The organism is Kovacikia sp. CALU 1929 (genome assembly GCF_056784235.1).
In genome coordinates, this window is record NZ_JBXBCF010000031.1 from 12,104 (window position 1) to 31,154 (window position 19,051).

Consider the following 19,051-nt stretch of genomic DNA (forward strand, 5'->3'; position numbering starts at 1 on the left):
CGTAATCCCTGACACAAAATTCGGTGGCACAGGATACGGGAATGAGATCTACACGATGTATAGCAGGTGTCAGGTGTTAGGTTCCAGGGGAGCAAGGACGACAGGATAAGGTTTTGTGCTTGCTAATTTGTCCTGACTCTGACGGTTGCCGCTATATAACTTAGTCAGATCCGCGGTGTCTGGGAAAATTGTTCGGTCAATCAGAATAACCTCAATGAGACACCGCGGATCTTGGGAATGAGGATTGAATTAAACCAAAATCTTTTGTACGGGCGGGTTTAGCTCAAAGCTTGAGGTCCAAAGGCTGAACTCCTGCCAAAACCCGCCCCTACCGTTACACCTTATTTAATCCATAATCCTTAGGGTTGCACCAAACAGTTGATTTCACCTGCTCAGTTCAGCGACATTCCAAAAAATATTTGACAAAAGTACCAGCGATCGCGAGAATGAAGATCGCCTCTTATGAGGGACTGTAGTTCAATTGGTTAGAGCACCGCCCTGTCACGGCGGAAGTTGCGGGTTCGAGCCCCGTCAGTCCCGTAGAAAACCGTTCTGTAAAAATCATTTCTGTAGAAGTAACTGTTTAGCCCTTTGCCCATCCACAGGCAGAATGGAAAGCGTGTTCTGAACTGACATTTGCCATCAACCGTTAGAATTTTAGGGTAAATTTGCATTTTTTCCCTTATGCCTGTTCGCGTTCGGATTGCTCCCAGTCCTACTGGAAACCTGCACATTGGTACAGCCAGAACTGCTGTATTCAACTGGCTGTTTGCTCGTCACAATGGTGGGCAGTTCATTTTACGGATTGAGGACACTGACCTGGAGCGATCGCGTCCCGAATTTACCCAAAACATTCTGGATGGCTTAACCTGGTTGGGCTTGACCTGGGATGAAGGTCCTTTCTTCCAGTCCAAGCGAATGGATTTGTACCAGCAGAAAGTTCAGGCATTACTGGAACAGGGCTTGGCTTACCGTGCCTACGACACTCCAGAAGAACTGGATGCTATGCGGGAGTCCCAAAAAGCCAGGGGGGAAGCACCCCGCTACGATAACCGCCATCGTCACCTGACCCCAGAACAACGCACTGCGTTTGAAGCAGAAGGGCGGACTTCGGTAATCCGGTTCATCATCAACGATGACCAGGAAATTAGTTGGAATGACCTGGTACGGGGTAAAGTCACCTGGAAAGGGCGGGATCTGGGGGGCGACATGGTGATTGCCCGTGCTGCCTCAGGGAACGAGGTAGGTCAGCCCCTCTACAATTTTGTCGTCGTCGTGGATGACATTGATATGAGCATCAGCCACATCATTCGAGGGGAAGACCACATCGGTAATACGCCAAAGCAGATTTTGTTGTACCAGGCATTGAAAGCCAAAACGCCTGAGTTTGGTCACACCCCGCTGATTTTGAATGAGAAAGGGGCAAAGCTGTCCAAACGGGATGGGGTCACGTCGATTTCAGAGTTTCAGCAAATGGGTTACACGGCAGAGGCGATCGCCAACTACATGACCCTGCTTGGCTGGTCACCCCCGGAAGGCATGAATGAAATTTTTAACCTGGAAGATGCCGCCAAAGTATTTGGCTTTGAACGGGTGAACAAGGCAGGGGCAAAGTTCGACTGGGACAAGCTCAACTGGATTAATAGTCAGTACCTCCATGCCATGCCTGCCGATCACCTGACGGATCTGCTGATTCCCCACTGGCAGTTGGCAGGGTACGAATTTGATTGGACAGAAAATCGCCCCTGGTTGGAGCAGGTGACTGCGTTAGTTGGTCCCAGCCTCGCTCGATTAGATGAAGCGGTTGCCATGACCCGCTATTTGTTTATTGAGACCGTAGGCTTTACAGAGGAAGCAACTAAAAAGCTGCGTCAGGATGGTTCGGCGGCGATCGTCCAGGGGGTTGCGGATGCCCTGGCTACCGCTGAACCGCTCTCAGAAACCAGTGCCCCAGAACTGGTGAAGCAAGTCGCTGCCCAATTAGGGCGTAAAGAAGGACAACTCAAGCCGATTCTGCGGGTCGCTTTGACTGGGGATACACGCGGTCCCGATTTGATCCAGTCCTGGTTACTTCTAAACCAACGGGGATGGGACAAAACCCGGTTACAAACAGCACTGGAGGTGGCGCAGGCTTAAGCGGTCAGGAACTCTCTGCCTCTCCTATCGTCCCCCTCAATTAGGACCGTTAACGTCTAGGATCATGCTTGAGAAACATCACCTGAAACAAACGTTAGGAATTGGGCTGCTGGCGGCGATCGCAAACGTGCTGATCAGTCAGCCAATCTTCTCCAGGGGGTTCTTTCTTTTGCCTGCCCTGGCTCAAGCTCCTCCCAATCTGGACAACATTACCATTGGTCCCCGGTTTTCTCCCAATCCCCTAGAGGTTCGAGGGCAGGCGGGGGGAGCCACTTCGATGAAGGAGGTGGTCAGTCTCTCAGAAACACCCACCGGTCCCTGTGCCGGTTTTGCCTCTGCTAACCCAAATCACACCCTGGTGCTGACTTCATTTTTCGACTCGCTCAGTCTGCAAGTCCAGGCATCAGAAGATACTGCCCTGGCGATTAAAGGACCTGGCGGCGTTTGGTGTAACGATGATTACCAGGGGCATAATCCTGGAGTCGCTGGTCAGTGGCTACCCGGCACATACCGCATCTGGGTTTCCTCCCACGAAAAAACCCGTCGTCCTGGCTACGTTCTTCGCATTGGTGAAGGTCGATAAGGGGCGTTGCTGATTTTGGGTATGAATTAGAAGTTGTATGAATTGAAACTTCGTTCCAATTCATACGGCTATTCAGCACCACCCGATAAGTGTAGAAGGTGAGGAGGGTTTTTCCCTCATCCCTTAAGTTGCTTCGATCCTGATAATTACGTTAAATTTAATTAACAATTGTTTTTCACTTAAAGTTACTGTCTTAACCGGACTGGCAGCTTGTGAAAGGTCATTCATGTACGGAAATCGATGGTTTGGGTCCTTTGCACCTTTACCGAAGGTTTAAGGTTTCTGGTACTGATGTTCAGATGGCTGTATCAAGAGGGCGCTAATTTATGAAATTTTCTTGGAGAACAGTTTTACTGTGGGCGTTGCCCGCATTGGTGATTGGGTTTTTCATCTGGCAAAGTTCGATGGCTCCATCGCCGATGAATATGGGGCGCAATGCCGCCAGCACCCGGATGACCTATGGTCGGTTTTTGGAATACCTGGATGCAAATCGGGTTACAAGTGTTGATTTCTACGATGGCGGGCGAACAGCAATTGTGGAAGCGGTTGACCCAGAACTGGATAACCGCCTGCAACATCTGCGGGTAGACCTACCGGGCAATGCCCCAGAACTCATCTCCAGGCTACGGGAATCCAAGATTAGCTTTGACTCTCACCCGATGCGCAACGATGGGGCGATTTGGGGTTTGTTGGGCAATTTAATCTTCCCAATTCTGCTGATTGGTGGTTTGTTTTTTCTGTTCCGTCGTTCTGGCAATGTTCCCGGCGGTCCTGGGCAGGCGATGAATTTTGGTAAGTCTCGCGCTCGCTTCCAGATGGAGGCAAAAACGGGCATCATGTTTGATGATGTTGCCGGGATTGAAGAGGCGAAAGAAGAGCTTCAGGAAGTGGTGACTTTCCTCAAGAAGCCAGAGCGGTTTACGGCGGTAGGTGCCCGCATTCCCAAGGGGGTGTTGTTGATTGGTCCTCCAGGGACGGGGAAAACGCTCCTGGCAAAGGCGATCGCCGGGGAAGCTGGGGTTCCGTTCTTTAGCATCTCTGGCTCTGAGTTTGTAGAAATGTTTGTCGGGGTCGGTGCGTCTCGTGTGCGTGACCTGTTTAAGAAAGCGAAGGAAAACGCGCCCTGCATCATCTTTATTGATGAAATTGATGCCGTGGGTCGGCAGCGGGGTGCAGGCATCGGTGGCGGTAACGACGAGCGCGAGCAAACCCTCAACCAGTTGTTGACCGAAATGGATGGCTTTGAGGGCAATACGGGCATTATCATCATCGCTGCGACCAACCGCCCTGATGTGCTGGACTCAGCCCTGCTGCGTCCCGGTCGGTTTGACCGTCAGGTTTCGGTGGATCCCCCCGACATCAAAGGTCGCCTGGAAATTCTGAAAGTTCACGCTCGGAACAAGAAACTGGCTCCCGAAATTTCACTGGATGCGATCGCTCGCCGCACTCCTGGCTTTACAGGTGCCGATCTGGCGAACCTGCTGAACGAGGCAGCCATTCTGACTGCCCGCCGCCGTAAAGAAGCCATCGCCATGGTGGAGATTGATGACGCGGTGGATCGGGTAGTTGCAGGGATGGAAGGCACTCCGCTGGTGGATAGCAAGAGTAAGCGCTTGATTGCCTACCACGAAATTGGTCATGCCATTATTGGGACACTGGTTAAAGACCACGACCCAGTGCAGAAGGTAACTTTAGTGCCTCGCGGTCAGGCACGCGGTCTGACCTGGTTTACTCCCGGTGATGACCAAAGTCTGATTTCCCGTGCCCAAATCCTGGCACGAATCACGGGTGCTCTGGGTGGTCGTGCGGCTGAGGAAGTCATCTTTGGCGATGCCGAAGTAACCACCGGCGCAGGAAATGACCTGCAACAGATTACCGGAATGGCGCGGCAAATGGTAACCCGCTTTGGTATGTCCGATCTGGGTCCAATGTCTCTGGAAAGCCAGACGGGTGAGGTATTTTTGGGACGGGACTGGATGACCCGTTCGGAATACTCCGAAGAAATTGCTTCCCGAATTGATGCCCAGGTGCGCTCTATTGTTGAACACTGCTATGACGATGCGCGTCGCCTGATCCGGGATAACCGGGCAGTGATTGACCGCCTGGTTGATCTGCTAATTGAACGCGAAACGATTGATGGCGAGGAGTTTCGCCAGATCGTTGCTGAGTATACAGATATACCTCAGAAGGAGCAGTATACTCCACAGTTATAATCTCGAAACTCTCAGTAAGTAGCTGAACGGGGATGATGGTTTTCATCCCTGTTTTTGTGTTTATGGGAACTTTGTAGAGAGAGTATACCTTAAAATTTCTCCAGGTCAAGGGGTGAGAATAAGTTGAAAGTTCAGAGTATTCACTGACCAGTGACCAGTGACTATTGCCTCCTGCCCCTGCGTCCCTCTAAGACCTCCTCCCTCCGTCTGCCATCTATCACTCTCACAACTGATGGGATACAGGCAAACACCGTTGCGCCCGCCCGTCCTTGGAAAATTTAACCGAGATGCCGGGGTCTTCCTGGCGCAGGATCTGGTTATCTGATCCCAAAATTCGCACTTCACAGACCCCCGTTGCACCGGGTGCAATTAGAGCAAAAACGCCATTGTTGCTGCGATCGCGTAGAATTAGCCCGTTATTAAAGGTGGCTTCTACCACCGCCACTTTGGGTTTTAAGACCTGTCCATACAAAATGGTGTAGCGATCTCCATTCTTTTTTTCAGATCGGCTGATATTGTAATCAATTAACTTTTCAGGTTTCCCTTGGAAATTTTTGGGACTATAACTGTCACTGCCGCTTACCTGCCAGCCAATTCCATTTCGCTTAACCAGCTTATGCCCGAAGATGCGTTTCATGGCAGCTTTACGGGTATCTCCAGGACAGAGTCCACTAAAAAGAACCACTACCCCCTTGGACCAGCGTTGGGTACTGAGCACCTGAAACCCCTCAGCCCTAACTTTGCTATCCGTAGGGCAGAAAACACTCTGCTGAATCAAATCTTTCGGCAGGGCGGTTGCCAGGATAGAAAGGGCACAGCTAGAAGTGGTTAAGCCGACAAGTCCAGTGATGCTAATCAGCAACCGTTTCATGGGTAATTGTTGAAAGAGTAAAGCCTATACTCCTCAAGTCTGCCCTAGTCATGAAACGATTTTGCTGATCTTTGGATATAGTTTATAAAGCTTTAACTCCCTGGGTGAGGGAATCCTAACAATCTCATCTAAGCGTTTGGCGGGCTTATTGTACCCTATCATACTGAAATTCTACACCTTTGGAATTACCAAGTTTTTGAATTTTATGCAACTGCTTGTGGAAGTGGTATAAAGTCTTTACACAGATTTAAAGACACCCTGAAGGAGTAGATAAAATGCCGCTTTCAAAACGTTGTCTTGCAGAATTTATTGGCACTTTCTGGCTCGTCTTTGGTGGCTGCGGAAGTGCTGTGATCGCCGCTTCGTTCCCCTACACCACCGATACTGCCCAGGGTGGTAATTATTTTGGACTGGGTTTTCTGGGCGTATCGTTAGCGTTTGGTTTGACGGTATTAACAATGGCCTATGCGATCGGGCATATCTCCGGTTGCCACCTCAATCCCGCCGTTTCATTTGGCTTGTTTGCTGCTAAACGGTTTCCTGGGTCTGAGTTGCTGCCCTATATTGTGGCTCAAGTGTTAGGCGGTATTGCCGCTGGCGGACTTTTGTTATTGATTGCAGGTGGTCGTGAAGGCGGTTATGTACTCGAAGGGACGAACCCTCTGGCAACGAATGGATTTGGAGCGCATTCTCCAGGTGGTTATTCTTTGCTGGCTTGCTTTATCGCTGAGGTTCTGCTGACCTTCTTTTTCCTGCTGATTATTTTAGGTGCAACCGATCGCCGTGCCCCTGAAGCGCTGGCTCCCGTTGCGATTGGCTTTGCCTTGACCTTGATTCACCTGATTAGTATTCCGATCACCAATACCTCGGTCAATCCAGCTCGTAGTACGGGTCCGGCATTGTTTGCGGGGATTGAACTCATCGGTCAACTCTGGCTATTCTGGGTTGCGCCCATTCTGGGAGCAATTCTGGCAGGGCTGCTTTACTACTCTGTGTTTGAAACACCCCTCCGGGAAGAGGATCGCGAAACGGCTGCCGTTTAGACGAATAGTATTGATTTGAGCAAAAAACTCTACCCAGACCTCCGAGGTTTTCAAAAACCTCGGAGGTCTTAGCGCTGCTAATCAGAGCAATAACGTCACCATTCAACTCTCAGTCTGCTTCTCAAACTGAATCCGAAGCCGATAGATCTCGTGCTTTCCAGTAGCCTTTAAAGTTGCTACGAACTCTTTTAACTCCGCGATGGCTGCCTCATCAAGGGCTTTGTCGCCAGTTTTGACTTCAAATGATGGATTAATCATCTTCCCATCTGGATTCACTACGATCAAGAAGGCTGGCGTCGCTGGCAGCTTTGAAACTTTCTCATCACAGGCTTCAATCGGGCAGGAAACAGCTAGATCCTTCTTATTGGACTTTTCGAGGGCTTCATAAAGGACAGTGGGAGCAACAGCTTCTGCCTTTGCAATCTGATCCAACCAGGGAATAAGTTTACCGGATGCCTCTGCTGGAGTTTTTGCCTCTACTGCCTCTTGTTCAGAAGGCTGTTGAGCAACTTTCTGCTCCTCAAGTTGCTTCTGAAGTGCTCTTAAACGCTCGATCGCCTCCGGCGGAATTGTCGCAGTACGGGTAGGAGTTGTTGTATCGTCCTTCGGTGTTTCAGCCGCCTCGGATGGTTCAGGAGTGGGTTTGGCAGGCGCTTCTGGTTGCTTTTGTGCTGGTTTTTGAATAGGGGGAGTGGGGCGGGAGCGGGCGGGAGCATCCTGGATGGGTGGCAAACCAAAATCAGGCAGGATCGTGATTGGCGGTGGTGGGGACAGGAACGGCAGGTTGTAGATAGAGGAGTTGTCAAATATTGAAGGAGGGGAAGATTTCTTGGGGTTTGACCGGGAAGGGGACGGCGATCGCGGCTGGGTGGCAGTGGGAGGCAGGGTAATCTGGGGATTCGCAAAGTCCGGCAATCGTAATTGTTCCGTTGGGCTTAGCTCGATCACTCCCACCGTCTGCTGAGGATCGATTTCCCTGGGGTTAGCAGAAGGCAACATCGGCAACACAGCAAACAGCGCTCCATGAATTCCGACGGAAGCCAGAGCTGCGATCGTCAGCGGATTGCGCAGGATCTCTAAAGCCCTCTCTTGGGTTTTGGGGTTAAAGAATTCTGGCAGTTTTTTGGGAGAGAAGGAGTCAGTCATGGCAGGTAGGTTCTCAGTCGTGGAGGCTGCGGTTGAAGAGTTTTGGAGTTGTTCTGGCGGTGAATGAAGATATAGCGTTTCCTTTCTGGGTGAGGTACATCTCATCTGTTTGACTCAAGGATTCTACGGCTACCCATGTACCTCACTGGATTCAAAAACGCTATAAGCTGACTTCTAGTTTAGTAATACCTTGTCTAGTTATATCGAATCTGGGGGAGGGGAGGGTTGAGAGGGGAGGGTTGGAAAGAAAGGGGTAGGTCCGGATGTTTCGGGTAAGAAACAGGTGGTCGATGGTAGAGGGGAGGGGCGATCGCGATATTCCTAAGCCCAGTAGAAAAGGCTGCATCACCATGACTCTGAAACGAGCAAAAAAGTTGCCTCCATCCTGGACAAACCAAATCCACGTTGAGAACCGTAGTTCTACGCCCTCACCCCCAGCCCCTCTCCCAGTGGACGAGGGGATCCGGAAGAACCATTCAAAGTCCCTCTCCACTCGGGAGAAGGATTTAGGGTGAGAGCTAACCTGGCACACTCCAGGTTTCAAGTTGGACGGGGTTTAGTAGGGAATATGGGACAGGGGACAGAGTGAAAATGCCTGTTTGACAATGGTTTACCCTTGCTGGCTTGCCCTAGCCCTCATGGCTATAGCTACAGTGAAACTCACCCCTCTAACAACCAACAACCAACAACCAACAACTAACAACCCCACCCTACGGGAACGCCAAAGGCGAACACTCCTCACTCCTCACCCCTCACTCCTCACCCTCCGAGGCTGTCCCCAAATGACCTGTTCATGCTTATAAACTGTTATTCCAGGCTTTGCGCCTTTTGGTTTATAAACGTTTTTGGGTTCGGTGTAAATGACAGGGACCTGTTCACTCTGACGGGCGCGGCTGTGGTAGGCGGCAACATTGGCAGCAAATTGCAGGTCGCTAGAGTCGGGGGGTTCTCCGGGTCGCAGCCTCAGCAGGACGTGGCTACCGGGGATCTCCTGGGTGTGGAACCAGAGGTCATAATCTCCAGCGGTGCGGAAGGTTAGCTGGTCATTCTGACGATTGTTGCGCCCCACTAAAATATCAAGACCGTTAGCGGTTTGATAGTGATAAGGCTCGGTGACGGAGTCTTTCTGGCTGGAACTGGCGCGATCGCGATATTCTGAGTTCTGCAAATAGCCCTGCTGAATTAGCTCATCCCGGATTTCCTGTAACGTTTCCAGATCTCCTGCTGCCTGGTAGGCAGTGAGTTCTGAAAGGGACGCTTCAACCTGCTCCAGATAGTGTAGTTCCGTCTCAACTTCTGCCAACAGAGGGGCGATCGCTGCCCGTGCCCGTTTTAATTTCTGATGCTGCTTATAGAGTGACTGAGCATTTTGAACCGCATTTCTTTCTGGATTGAGGGGAATGGTGACGGCTTCTCCCGTGGTGAAATCGGGCAGGTCAATCGATTTCATTCCTGGCTGCCACTGGTGCAGATGCGCCATTAGCAGATCTGCCTGTTCCCGGTAAGTGTCTGCCTGGTCGGACTGCCGGAGGCGATCTCGAAATCCCCTCGCCTTCACCTGGAGCTTTTCCAGGGAATGATTCAGCTTCTGGCTGATCTGGTGGCGAAGTTGAACGAACTCCTGGCGATCGAGTTGGGCAGTGTAGTAGAGATTGACCATTTCCTGCACACGGCTGACAGGATGAGTCATGCCCCAGCCCATCACGGTGTAGCCCTGCTCAGTCCAACCGGGATGGAAATCCTCTTTCTCCAGGGCATGGAGCCATTCTTGCCAGCGTTGAAATAGGGTTTGCCATTCCGATTCGAGCAAGCGTTCAGTCGGCTGATCCGGCTCCAGTTTGGCTGCCCAAATCATTGAATTGACCATTGCCGAACTTAATCCCCGATAGCTTTTCAGTAAATTCTTTCGGAGTGGACCAGGCACCAGGCTGACCCGTTCCTGCCAGCGCTCCAGGGATTCGCTCAACATGGGGGTTGGATCGGTAAGGGCAGGCGGAACTTCGTAGGGTTGCCCGGTCAAAATGGGACGGACACTCGACTGCTGGGCACTGACCTGGTGAGCCGCTGTCACAATCTGGTTATCCTGGTTTGCCAGAATGACATTACTGTATTTCCCCATGATCTCAATATAGAGATGCCAGAGAGCAGGCTCACCCGGACGACGGGCAAATTGCAGGTCGATCGCTCGCTCCCAGGGAGCAACCGCTTCGATTGCCACCAGTGCCAGCCCCCCCAACTGGTGCCTGAGTTGCTGACTAAAGGTAAAGGTATCTGGAACACGGGGCGGCGGTTCGCTGATGCAGAGATGGGCTGCCTGGGGATGCCAGGAGATTTTTAGCCATCCCCGATTATCCATAGTTCGCAGTGCCAGGTAGAGCGTGAAGCGATCGCGTTGAAAAGCCTGCTCAAACCGGGCAGGCAACCAATTTGCCCGCAGTTCAGCACAAATAGCAGTAAGGGTCGTGAAGTCAAGAGGTTGCAAAACAGCAAAAGTTCGCCTTGTTACGCAGAATTTTTCCAGATACGATCGAAAGACTAAGCCTTACACCTAAACACGCAATCAGCCCCCATGGACATTAAGCTGATCAACATCGGTTTTGGTAATATTGTGTCCGCTAACCGGGTGATTGCTATCGTTAGCCCAGAGTCTGCCCCCATCAAGCGTATCATTACCGATGCCAAAGAGAGCAAGCAGCTCATTGACGCTACCTATGGTCGTCGCACCCGGGCAGTCATCATTACCGACTCCGGACACGTCATTCTCTCAGCTATCCAACCGGAAACGGTTGCGAATCGGTTTATTACAAGGGATGAGGGATGAAAGGGGAAGGATAAGGAATGAAGGATAAAGGAGGAAGGATGAGGGAGGAAGGAGGAAGGCTAACAGCCAACAGCTCTCAACCAAAAACTAACAACTAACAACCCCTTACCCCTCACTCCTCACCCAACTTCTCTACTAGACTTAGCGTTAAGAGATTGTTAAATTATTTACAATTCAAGGAATGGGAAGCGCGGAATGGGTAAGGGTAAACTGATTGTCTTAACGGGACCCAGTGGAGTGGGAAAAGGTACTCTGCTGCGATCGCTGCTGAAGCGGCATCCCGATTTGTACCTGTCGATTTCGGTGACTACCCGAAGTCCTCGTCCAGGTGAGGTGAATGGAAAGGACTATTACTTCGTTACACGCCCTGAATTTGAGCGAATGGCGACTAATGGCGAACTATTAGAGTGGGCAGAATTTGCGGGTAATTACTATGGCACTCCACGGACTCCGGTGCTTGACCAGATCAATCAGGGTAAATGGGTGATTCTGGAAATTGAACTCCAGGGTGCCCGCCAGATCCGCCAAAACTTTTCCGAGGCACTGCGAATTTTTATCCTGCCGCCTTCTATGCTGGAACTGGAAGACCGCATTCGCAAGCGGGGACAGGATGCCGAAGATGCTATCTCTCGTCGCCTCAGTCGGGCACGGGAAGAAATTGTGGCGGCAAAGGAATTTGACATTCAAATTGTGAATGACAATTTTGATAAAGCCTTAGAGCGAATAGAAGAGACCCTGTTTGCGACAGCCGCCTGTTAGCCGATCGCGTCTCATTCTCACCAGGATTGAGGACGGCTAGATTGGCTCAGACTAAACTCTAAAATTCCAGGTTGGACTGAGGGTGGTGCGATCGCGCCCGTGTTTCTTTGATTCATAGAGAGCTTTGTCTGCTGCCAATACGAGTTCATCCACGCTCATGTCCAGCTTGGGAATTGTTGTAGCAACTCCCAAGCTGATCGAAACCGATGAATTCGGTAGCCCCATGTACTTGGAGGTGCTAAAAGGAAGGGCAATCTCTTTGATCGCCAGTCGAATATTTTCAGCAATTTGCATAGCACCTGTGGTATTGGTTTGAGGCAGAATAATCGCAAACTCTTCGCCACCATACCGGGCTGCTAAATCACCAGGACGTTTCAATGCTGCTTGAATGGTCTGAGCTACTTGTTGTAAACAATCATCACCTGCCTGATGCCCAAAAGCATCATTGTAAATTTTGAAATAATCAATGTCACACAGGATCAACGATAAGGGAGACTGCTGACGGAGCATTCGGGTCCATTCTTTGTAAAGGCAACTGTCAAAGTAACGGCGATTGGCAATTTGGGTCAGGGCATCTGTATTGACTAAATCCTGAAGTCTCTGGTTCTCCTGCTCTAACTGGCCAATCCGAAGGATATTCATCGGATCGTCCGCTAAATCTTTTTCTTGAAAGAAGAGGCGGTATAGCTCACAGGAAAATTGACACTCGTATCCCTTGAGTCTGACTAGTCCTAAACTGTTTAACTGATAAGTCAAAAGTGGTTCTAAACAAACACTCCCCTGAATGACTAGCTGATTCAGAGCAGCTATCAGTTCGGCTTTTCCTTGTAAAACTGCCCAGCAATCCTGGAGATGATTTCTATAAATACTGCTAAGGGTTGGAGCCTCTTGCAGTAATTGCTCCAGCGTTAACGTTTGCTGCGCCAGGTGGTAAAGGGCTAAATGGACTAAATAAGGATGCCCTCCAACCATTTGCATTAAGGATGCGGCATTGATTCCGTTATTCCAATTTAATCCGTAGCGTTGGGCTAAATCTTGAACTTGCTCCAGGGTAAATTCTGGCAATTGAAGGGGTAAACCGACATTAAACGGAGACTGATTTGCATTTAAAGGAACCTGAATTTCCGTCGAATGGGCAATCACCAATCGGAGTTTTTGCCATACCGGAATATATCTTGCTTTTTCATACCAGACTCGCAGCAATGAAAGAAAATCTTGGGCAATGGCGGCATGCTGGAATATACGATTAATTTCATTCAGAATCAAAACAACCGGGCTATCCAATTGCTCTAACAAATAACTTTCAAAATAACTGGTGCAACTGACCTTATTCCCGATCGTGCTATCCCAAAATTCATCCAACTGGGATTTGAGTTTTAGTTGATATGAAACAACGTTGCAAAACCAGCGCAAAAAGGTATCCAGGTTCTCAAAGCAAGTCGAATCAGCTTCTTGAAAATCGATTTCAATCGTTGAGTACCCCAGAGTCCTTGCCTGGTGCTGAATGCGGAGCAACAAAGAACTTTTCCCCATTTTTTTGGGCGCTTTGATGCGAACCAGACTACCGGGTTTGCCAATCTCAGCATAGGCGTGGGATTCAACAGCCGCTCGCTCGATGTAAAATTTAGAGCCAAGCGCGAGGGGACCATCAGGAAACAGGAGTGTTTTAGCTCCACTGACTGCGGTTGGAGGGCAGGAGGAGATTGGGTTTATGTTGGCTTCTGATTGATACCGTCTCAGGGCTGTTTTAAGCGTGACGTTTAAATCCTGCTCCTTAATCGGCTTTAGCACATAGCCAAAGGGTTCAGTCGCCATTGCCCGCTCAATAGTGGCGTTATCGGAATAGCCGGTTGAATAAATCACGGGAATATTCAGGTCTTGCCAAATGCGTTGAGCTGCCTGGATCCCATCAATTTCTCCTTCCAGATGAATATCCATGAGAACGATGTCGGGATGGATGGCGGTTGCTTGTTCAATCGCTTCTATCCCCGACACTGCAATTGCCGGAACGCCATACCCCAGGTTTTCTAAGCAACCTTTGAGGTCTCTAGCAATCACTCTCTCATTTTCAACTACCAGGACCTGAACCCGCTTGGGTGAATCATGTTCTGATTTTGCTGTTGCTGCCATTGTTCACCCCTGGAAACGCACTCTGGAAGTTAAGCTCCTGAATAAATTTGGATCAATTGAATCATTTGCTGGAAATCAGGGGTAGCTCAACCATGAAATCTGTCTGTCCTGCTCCACTTTTAGCCCAGAGAGAACCATTAAGATGATTTGCCAATTTTTTTATTAATGCCAATCCTAAGCCGGTGCCACCGTGTCCCCAGCGATCGCTGGCTGGAATTCGGTAGAATTTGTCGAAAATGCGAGATAACTCTGGTTCTGGAATTTCAATCCCAGTATTGCTGATGCTAATTTGAAAAAACTGGCGAGAGCTAGAACTGGAAGCGGTCACGGTAGCATCCTCCGTTGCTCTGGTTGCCTCACTCCCAATCATTTGAACCGTGACCGTAATGTGTTCATTAGGAGGAGTATATTTACAAGCATTGGTCAGCAACTCCGTAATAATACGGGTCAAAATTGAGCGATCGGTGACTAACAGCGGCAAATTAGGGGAAAGGACGGCTTGTAATTGCTGTTGATGGCTGGCTGCCCGTTCCTGAAAATTCTCCAATATCTGGGGAATCCAGTTTGTCAGGTCAAGTTCTGCTGGCTCTAGCAGATGGGTGCCTGCTTCAATTTCCTGGAGTTCCAGTAAGTCATTGACGAGATTCAGTTCCTGGTTGCATTGGTCTTTCAGGATATTCAAGTAACGATTCATCTGCGCAGAGGAGCGGGCAGGATCTAAATCTGGCAGATTTTGCTGCTCCAGGGTGATTTCTAGCATCTGAATTGCCATTTTGATATTTGCCAGCGGCGTTCTCATTTCATGGGAAACCGTACTGAGAAAATCTTCCTTGAGTCGGTTTAAGCGTTGCAGTTCTGCCATCTGGCGTTCTAATAGTTGAGCGCGTTGAACGGTTAAGTGTTGTTCCTCTGCCAGTCGTCGCTCAGTAATATCTCGAAAGACCAGAACGGCTCCAGTGATTTGCCCTGCTCGATTGCTGAAAGGGGCTGCACTGTCGGCGATCGGGATTGTTTGACGGTTCTTGGTCATCAATAGGGTATGGTCTGCCAGATAGAGAATGGTACCAGATTGGAGAACCTCTGTAACTGGGTTTGGCAGCGGTTGTTGAGTCTGCTCATGAACCAGGGGCAATACCTCCGAGAGCGGTTGATTGATCGCCTCTTCCTGCTGCCAGCCGGTCAGCACTTCCGCTGCGAGGTTGAGAAACCGGACTCGACTTTGAAGATCCACTACAATCACGCCATCCCCGATCGCCCTCAAAATAGTGGTCAGCCATTGCTCCCGTTCTTTGAGTTGGGTTTCCAGATGATGGCGCTGGAGTGCGGTTTTAACCGCGACATAAAGATCCTGCTCTTTGATCGGCTTGAGGATATAGCCAAAGGGTTCGGTTGCCGTTGCCCGCTCTACGGTGGCGTGATCGGAATATCCAGTTGAGTAAATCACGGGGATATGCAGATCTTCCCGAATTTGCTGGGCTGCCTCAGTCCCATCCATTTCTCCTTCCAACCGGATATCCATCAGCACAACATCCGGGTGGAGAGCTTTAGCTTTTTCAATCGCTTCTGACCCAGAGCAAGCGATCGCAGGAACGCAGTAGCCCAGGTTTTCTAAACAAGCTTTGATGTCTCTGGCGACTACTCGCTCATCTTCAACCACCAGGATTTGAACCGTTTTCGATTCGTCCGACTCTGGATGCACACGACGATTCATTTTTTGGTACCAGGGAAAATAACTTTAAAGGTTGTTCCGACTGAGCTATCAATCGCTATTGTTCCCTTTAGCTGGGCGACAAAATCCTGAACTAACTGAAGCCCTAGAGAATTGGTTTGAGCCAGATCAAATTTCTCAGGTAATCCAATTCCATTGTCGCTCACCATCAATTTGATATTAGAATCCTTATCGGCATCAAGCTCAACCTGTAGGTGCCCAATTACCTCCTGCGGAAAAGCATATTTTAAGGCATTAGAGATTAATTCGTTAATAATTAGCCCCCAGGGAATTGCTTTATCAATATCTAAGCAAACATGACCGACTTTTGTTTTAACCGTAACTTTTTGATGACCGATGCTGTAGGAACTCCATAAGTTCCTGATCAGGCTGAGAATATATTCACTGAAGTCAATTTGTGCCAGGTTATCAGTCCGGTATAGCTTTTCATGGATCAGGGCGATCGACTCAATCCGATTCTGGCTATCCAATAGGCTGGCGGCTGCCTGGGGATCTTTGAGCGATCGCTGTTGCAGGCGCAGCAAGCTATAAATAATCTGCAAATTGTTTTTCACCCGATGGTGAATTTCCTTCAGCAGCACCTCTTTTTCCTTCAGGTCTTTTTCCTTCAGGGAAACCTGAAGTGCCTGTTCCATTTGGTTGTGTTCTCTAATTATTGGCACCCGCTTCTAAACCAGCCACGATCGCTTCCACCTGGTTTTTGGCACTGAGTAAAATAATCCGCGAGTTGATCGGACGGATAGCGTTGACGAATGGTGCGAGTGACTTCATATTTTACCCAGGGTATAGTCGATCGCTCGTTTAAAGATAGGAGATAGCACTAATTTTTTCATCACGTTTGACTTCCTGGAAACGTGATTTTGAATTGGGTTCCCTGGTTGCGATCAATATGGATTAGCCCCTTCAACTGATTCACAAAATCCTGGACTAGCTGAAGCCCCAAGGACTTGGCTTCAAATAAATTAAAGTTTTCCGACAAACCGATACCGTTATCTCTCACAAGCAGTTGAATGTTGAAGTCATCATCTGCATGTAGTTCAATATTAAGCTGGTTCACCGCTGTTGCAACAGGAAAGGCATACTTCAGTGCATTGGAAATTAATTCATTAATAATCAGTCCGCAGGGAATTGCCCGATCAATATCTAGAAAAATAGGTTCGACTTCGATATTGATGGCAACATTTCTGGACTGTGAGGAGTAGGCGCTGACTAAGTTGGATACCACACTGGAAATGTATTCAGCGACATCGATCCGGGCTAAATTGCCTGTCCGGTAAAGCTTCTCGTGAATTAGGGCGATCGACTCAATCCGATTCTGGCTATCCAATAAACTGGCGGCGGCTTGGGGGTCTTTCAGCGATCGCCGTTGCAACCGCAGCAGGCTATAAATAATCTGCAAATTGTTCTTGACTCGATGGTGAATTTCCTTGAGCAAAATCTCTTTCTCTTTCAAGGAAGCTTTAATCTGTTTTTCGGCTCGTTTGCGCTCTGTAATATCAATGGCAATTCCCCCCACTAAACATTGTCCATGCAAGTCTAGAGTTGGAAATTTATAGACTAAAAATTCGCCAATGCTATCATCTGAAAGCAGACCCGGTTCAATCGCCTCCAGCACTTCCTTTGTTTCAGCCACTAAACGGATGTTTTTGAGATACTCTTGGGCAAATTCATCCGGGTAAATGCTGAAATCAATTTCTCCAGGAACGTAATTTTCTGGCAGCTTAAACAGGCGGGAATAGGTCGGGTTGATATAGAGTAAGCGTCCATCGGCATCGGAAATCCAGCAAGCCGCCGGGTTATGGTTCATAAATGCCTGGAAGCGTTGCTCACTTTCCCGCAGAGAAGCTTCAATTTGTTCGCGCTCAACGATTTCACGGGCAAGTTCCTGGTTGGTCTGTTGCAGAGCGGCTTCTACCCGCTTTCGGTCGGTAATGTCAGAAAATGAGGTCACGACCTCATAGGGAAGGGATTCACCGATGCGAAACAAGGGTTGGGAGTTAATTGAAATCCAGGTGAGGCTACCATCTGGTTTGTAGATACCCATGACCACGTTAGAGCAAGGGTTGCCAGTTCGGAGAGTGACCATCACAGGATACTCGTCTGGGGGGAAGGGTAAGCCATTTTCATGCACGACTCGCCAACCGGACTTGACTGGGGCTTTGTCCTGCATTTGAGCCAGGGATAGACCAAGGATCTGCTCAGCACTGGCATTACAGGTCTGGATCACCCCGTTGGCATTGTGCACCAGAATGCCCTCTGCCATGACCGTGATAACGGAGCGGTAGCGTTGTTCACTTTCCTGTAAGGCCAGTTCGGCTTGTTTGCGATCGTGAACGTCATAGCAGGAACCAATGTAGCCAGCAAAATTGCCATCCAAATCATGGAACGGTCTACCCACATCAACAATCCAGCGATACTCACCGTCACAATGGCGCAGACGATATTCCATCTCAAACGGTTGGCGGGTTTCAAATGCCTGGGTATAGGTTTTGTTGCAAAATTCCCTGTTATCTGGATGAACCCCTGCAAACCAACCACCATTCAACTCCTGTTCCAGCGTTCGACCTGTGAAATTGAGCCAGGCTGAATTGAAGTAGTTGCATCTACCATCCAGTCCTGCCTGCCAGATGAGAGTAGGAAAAACCTCAAATAACGACAGGTAGAAATCTCGTGACCGGGCAATCATCTCTTCTGCCTGTTTGAGTTCTGTAATGTCTCGCCCGACGGCTTGGATTTCAACGATTTGACCCTGGGGATTGCAAATTGCCTGGGTAATCCACTGTTGCGTGCGAACTCCATTGGGGCGAATGACCTGACTGGTTATAGTTGCCACGGGGTTAGCTTGACTCAGCCGGGCAAGGTGCCCTTCCATTTTTGCCAGGTCTTCTTCAAGCACCACAGGTAGGTAGCTCTGCTGAAGCAACTCCTCCTGCGATCGCTCAAAGTAGCAACTGTAAGCATGGTTAGCAAACGTCAGCGTCCCATCCGGCAAAAAGCGGCAAATTAGCTCCGTTTGCTCTTCTACAATGGCACGATAGCGGGCTTCGCTTTGTTGCAATGCCGCTTCACTCTGCCGCAGCCGTACTTCCGTTTGCTGCCGCTCAATAATTTCCCGCTGCAATTCTTGATTGGCTATCCTTAACTGAGCGGGGCTGGGAAGTGCCAGTGCTTTTGGCACCAGCGAAACCAGCATGACGGCTGTGTATAGGGAAGCGATCGCCGCTACCGCTTTCACACTTCCCGATAACCAGTAGGTCGGATACCACAGCGTCCAAACTTCTAAAAGGTGGCTTGTACCACAGGCAGTGATGAATACGGCAAATAACAGAAATACCCAGTTGAAGGGTAAGTCTTGCCGCTTGCGGACGAAGTAGAACAACGTCAACGGGATAGAGTAGTAGGCAAGGGAGATAAACGAGTCTGATAGAACATGAAGCCAGACCAATCCAGGTTTCCAGAGGTAACAGTGCCCATGGGGAATAAACGCTCCAGAACTAAAGAAATCCCTGATGAGGTCTATCATGAATTTGGCTTGAATTAGGACTGACGTAGGGTGTAGAACTTCGACGTGAGCTTTTGCCCTAACTACTCAGCCGAACGGCAGGAGTTATAGGGCATAT

General features: G+C 49.5%; 14 protein-coding genes and 1 tRNA gene. 7 read left to right on the forward strand and 8 right to left on the reverse strand.

Annotated features, from left to right (window positions below):
* The first annotated feature begins 466 nt into the window (after positions 1 to 466).
* The 4 genes from AC1S52_RS02365 (at position 467) to ftsH2 (ending at position 4,932) form a co-directional block, all read left to right on the forward strand.
* Positions 467 to 540: transfer RNA gene (locus AC1S52_RS02365), tRNA-Asp, on the forward strand.
* A gap of 144 nt (positions 541 to 684) precedes the next feature.
* Positions 685 to 2,136: a glutamate--tRNA ligase gene (gene gltX, locus AC1S52_RS02370; protein ID WP_482027437.1), complete on the forward strand. Its 1,452-nt coding sequence runs from the start codon at positions 685 to 687 to the stop codon at positions 2,134 to 2,136.
* 64 nt (positions 2,137 to 2,200) lie between these two features.
* Positions 2,201 to 2,719 (forward strand): hypothetical protein, encoded by a 519-nt coding sequence (locus tag AC1S52_RS02375; protein ID WP_482027438.1) that lies wholly within the window; start codon positions 2,201 to 2,203, stop codon positions 2,717 to 2,719.
* Positions 2,720 to 3,045: 326 nt separating this feature from the next.
* Positions 3,046 to 4,932 (forward strand): ATP-dependent zinc metalloprotease FtsH2, encoded by a 1,887-nt coding sequence (ftsH2, locus tag AC1S52_RS02380; protein ID WP_482027439.1) that lies wholly within the window; start codon positions 3,046 to 3,048, stop codon positions 4,930 to 4,932.
* 223 nt (positions 4,933 to 5,155) lie between these two features.
* Here ftsH2 and AC1S52_RS02385 read toward each other — a convergent pair whose 3' ends face one another.
* Positions 5,156 to 5,803: a hypothetical protein gene (locus AC1S52_RS02385; protein WP_482027440.1), complete on the reverse strand. Its 648-nt coding sequence runs from the start codon at positions 5,801 to 5,803 to the stop codon at positions 5,156 to 5,158.
* Positions 5,804 to 6,078: 275 nt separating this feature from the next.
* On the opposite strand from AC1S52_RS02385, the gene aqpZ reads away from it, so the two are divergent.
* Entirely contained in the window at positions 6,079 to 6,846 is a 768-nt protein-coding gene (aqpZ, locus tag AC1S52_RS02390) for an aquaporin Z (RefSeq protein WP_482027441.1), read from the forward strand.
* Between the two features lie 102 nt (positions 6,847 to 6,948).
* Here the strand turns inward: aqpZ and AC1S52_RS02395 are convergent, their stop codons facing one another.
* Complete coding sequence (locus AC1S52_RS02395) at positions 6,949 to 8,097, reverse strand: hypothetical protein (protein ID WP_482027442.1); 1,149 nt, start codon at positions 8,095 to 8,097, stop codon at positions 6,949 to 6,951.
* Between the two features lie 640 nt (positions 8,098 to 8,737).
* On the reverse strand, positions 8,738 to 10,474 hold the full coding sequence (locus AC1S52_RS02400) for an Rqc2 family fibronectin-binding protein (RefSeq protein ID WP_482027443.1): 1,737 nt from the start codon (positions 10,472 to 10,474) through the stop codon (positions 8,738 to 8,740).
* An 87-nt stretch (positions 10,475 to 10,561) separates the two neighbouring features.
* Here AC1S52_RS02400 and remA point away from each other — a divergent pair, with 87 nt between their 5' ends.
* The gene (gene remA, locus AC1S52_RS02405) at positions 10,562 to 10,813 is read left to right on the forward strand and encodes an extracellular matrix/biofilm regulator RemA (protein ID WP_482027444.1); all 252 of its coding nucleotides are present in this window, start codon (positions 10,562 to 10,564) and stop codon (positions 10,811 to 10,813) included.
* A gap of 195 nt (positions 10,814 to 11,008) precedes the next feature.
* Positions 11,009 to 11,572 (forward strand): guanylate kinase, encoded by a 564-nt coding sequence (gmk, locus tag AC1S52_RS02410; protein ID WP_482027445.1) that lies wholly within the window; start codon positions 11,009 to 11,011, stop codon positions 11,570 to 11,572.
* Between the two features lie 51 nt (positions 11,573 to 11,623).
* Here the strand turns inward: gmk and AC1S52_RS02415 are convergent, their stop codons facing one another.
* The 5 genes from AC1S52_RS02415 to AC1S52_RS02435 all read right to left on the reverse strand — a co-directional run bounded on the left by AC1S52_RS02415 (position 11,624) and on the right by AC1S52_RS02435 (position 18,954).
* A complete protein-coding gene (locus AC1S52_RS02415; protein WP_482027446.1) occupies positions 11,624 to 13,702 on the reverse strand; it encodes an AAA-like domain-containing protein in 2,079 nt (692 codons plus the stop codon).
* A gap of 61 nt (positions 13,703 to 13,763) precedes the next feature.
* Entirely contained in the window at positions 13,764 to 15,413 is a 1,650-nt protein-coding gene (locus tag AC1S52_RS02420; RefSeq protein ID WP_482027447.1) for a hybrid sensor histidine kinase/response regulator, read from the reverse strand.
* Positions 15,410 to 16,066 carry a sensor histidine kinase gene (locus AC1S52_RS02425; RefSeq protein WP_482027448.1) on the reverse strand — a complete coding sequence of 219 codons (657 nt, stop codon included), beginning with the start codon at positions 16,064 to 16,066 and terminating at the stop codon, positions 15,410 to 15,412. Before AC1S52_RS02425 ends, AC1S52_RS02420 begins: the two co-directional genes overlap by 4 nt.
* 13 nt (positions 16,067 to 16,079) lie before the next feature.
* Complete coding sequence (locus AC1S52_RS02430; protein WP_482027449.1) at positions 16,080 to 16,202, reverse strand: hypothetical protein; 123 nt, start codon at positions 16,200 to 16,202, stop codon at positions 16,080 to 16,082.
* A 61-nt stretch (positions 16,203 to 16,263) separates the two neighbouring features.
* Positions 16,264 to 18,954 (reverse strand): PAS domain S-box protein, encoded by a 2,691-nt coding sequence (locus AC1S52_RS02435; protein WP_482027450.1) that lies wholly within the window; start codon positions 18,952 to 18,954, stop codon positions 16,264 to 16,266.
* Positions 18,955 to 19,051: the final 97 nt, after the last annotated feature.

Coding starts and splice junctions, on each gene's coding strand:
- gltX (WP_482027437.1), top strand. CDS start 685: ATGCCTGTTCGCGTTCGGATTGCTCCCAGTCCTACTGGAAACCTGCAC.
- AC1S52_RS02375 (WP_482027438.1), top strand. CDS start 2,201: ATGCTTGAGAAACATCACCTGAAACAAACGTTAGGAATTGGGCTGCTG.
- ftsH2 (WP_482027439.1), top strand. CDS start 3,046: ATGAAATTTTCTTGGAGAACAGTTTTACTGTGGGCGTTGCCCGCATTG.
- AC1S52_RS02385 (WP_482027440.1), bottom strand. CDS start 5,803: ATGAAACGGTTGCTGATTAGCATCACTGGACTTGTCGGCTTAACCACT.
- aqpZ (WP_482027441.1), top strand. CDS start 6,079: ATGCCGCTTTCAAAACGTTGTCTTGCAGAATTTATTGGCACTTTCTGG.
- AC1S52_RS02395 (WP_482027442.1), bottom strand. CDS start 8,097: ATGAGATGTACCTCACCCAGAAAGGAAACGCTATATCTTCATTCACCG.
- remA (WP_482027444.1), top strand. CDS start 10,562: ATGGACATTAAGCTGATCAACATCGGTTTTGGTAATATTGTGTCCGCT.
- gmk (WP_482027445.1), top strand. CDS start 11,009: ATGGGTAAGGGTAAACTGATTGTCTTAACGGGACCCAGTGGAGTGGGA.
- AC1S52_RS02415 (WP_482027446.1), bottom strand. CDS start 13,702: ATGGCAGCAACAGCAAAATCAGAACATGATTCACCCAAGCGGGTTCAG.
- AC1S52_RS02420 (WP_482027447.1), bottom strand. CDS start 15,413: ATGAATCGTCGTGTGCATCCAGAGTCGGACGAATCGAAAACGGTTCAA.
- AC1S52_RS02425 (WP_482027448.1), bottom strand. CDS start 16,066: ATGGAACAGGCACTTCAGGTTTCCCTGAAGGAAAAAGACCTGAAGGAA.
- AC1S52_RS02430 (WP_482027449.1), bottom strand. CDS start 16,202: ATGAAGTCACTCGCACCATTCGTCAACGCTATCCGTCCGATCAACTCG.
- AC1S52_RS02435 (WP_482027450.1), bottom strand. CDS start 18,954: ATGATAGACCTCATCAGGGATTTCTTTAGTTCTGGAGCGTTTATTCCC.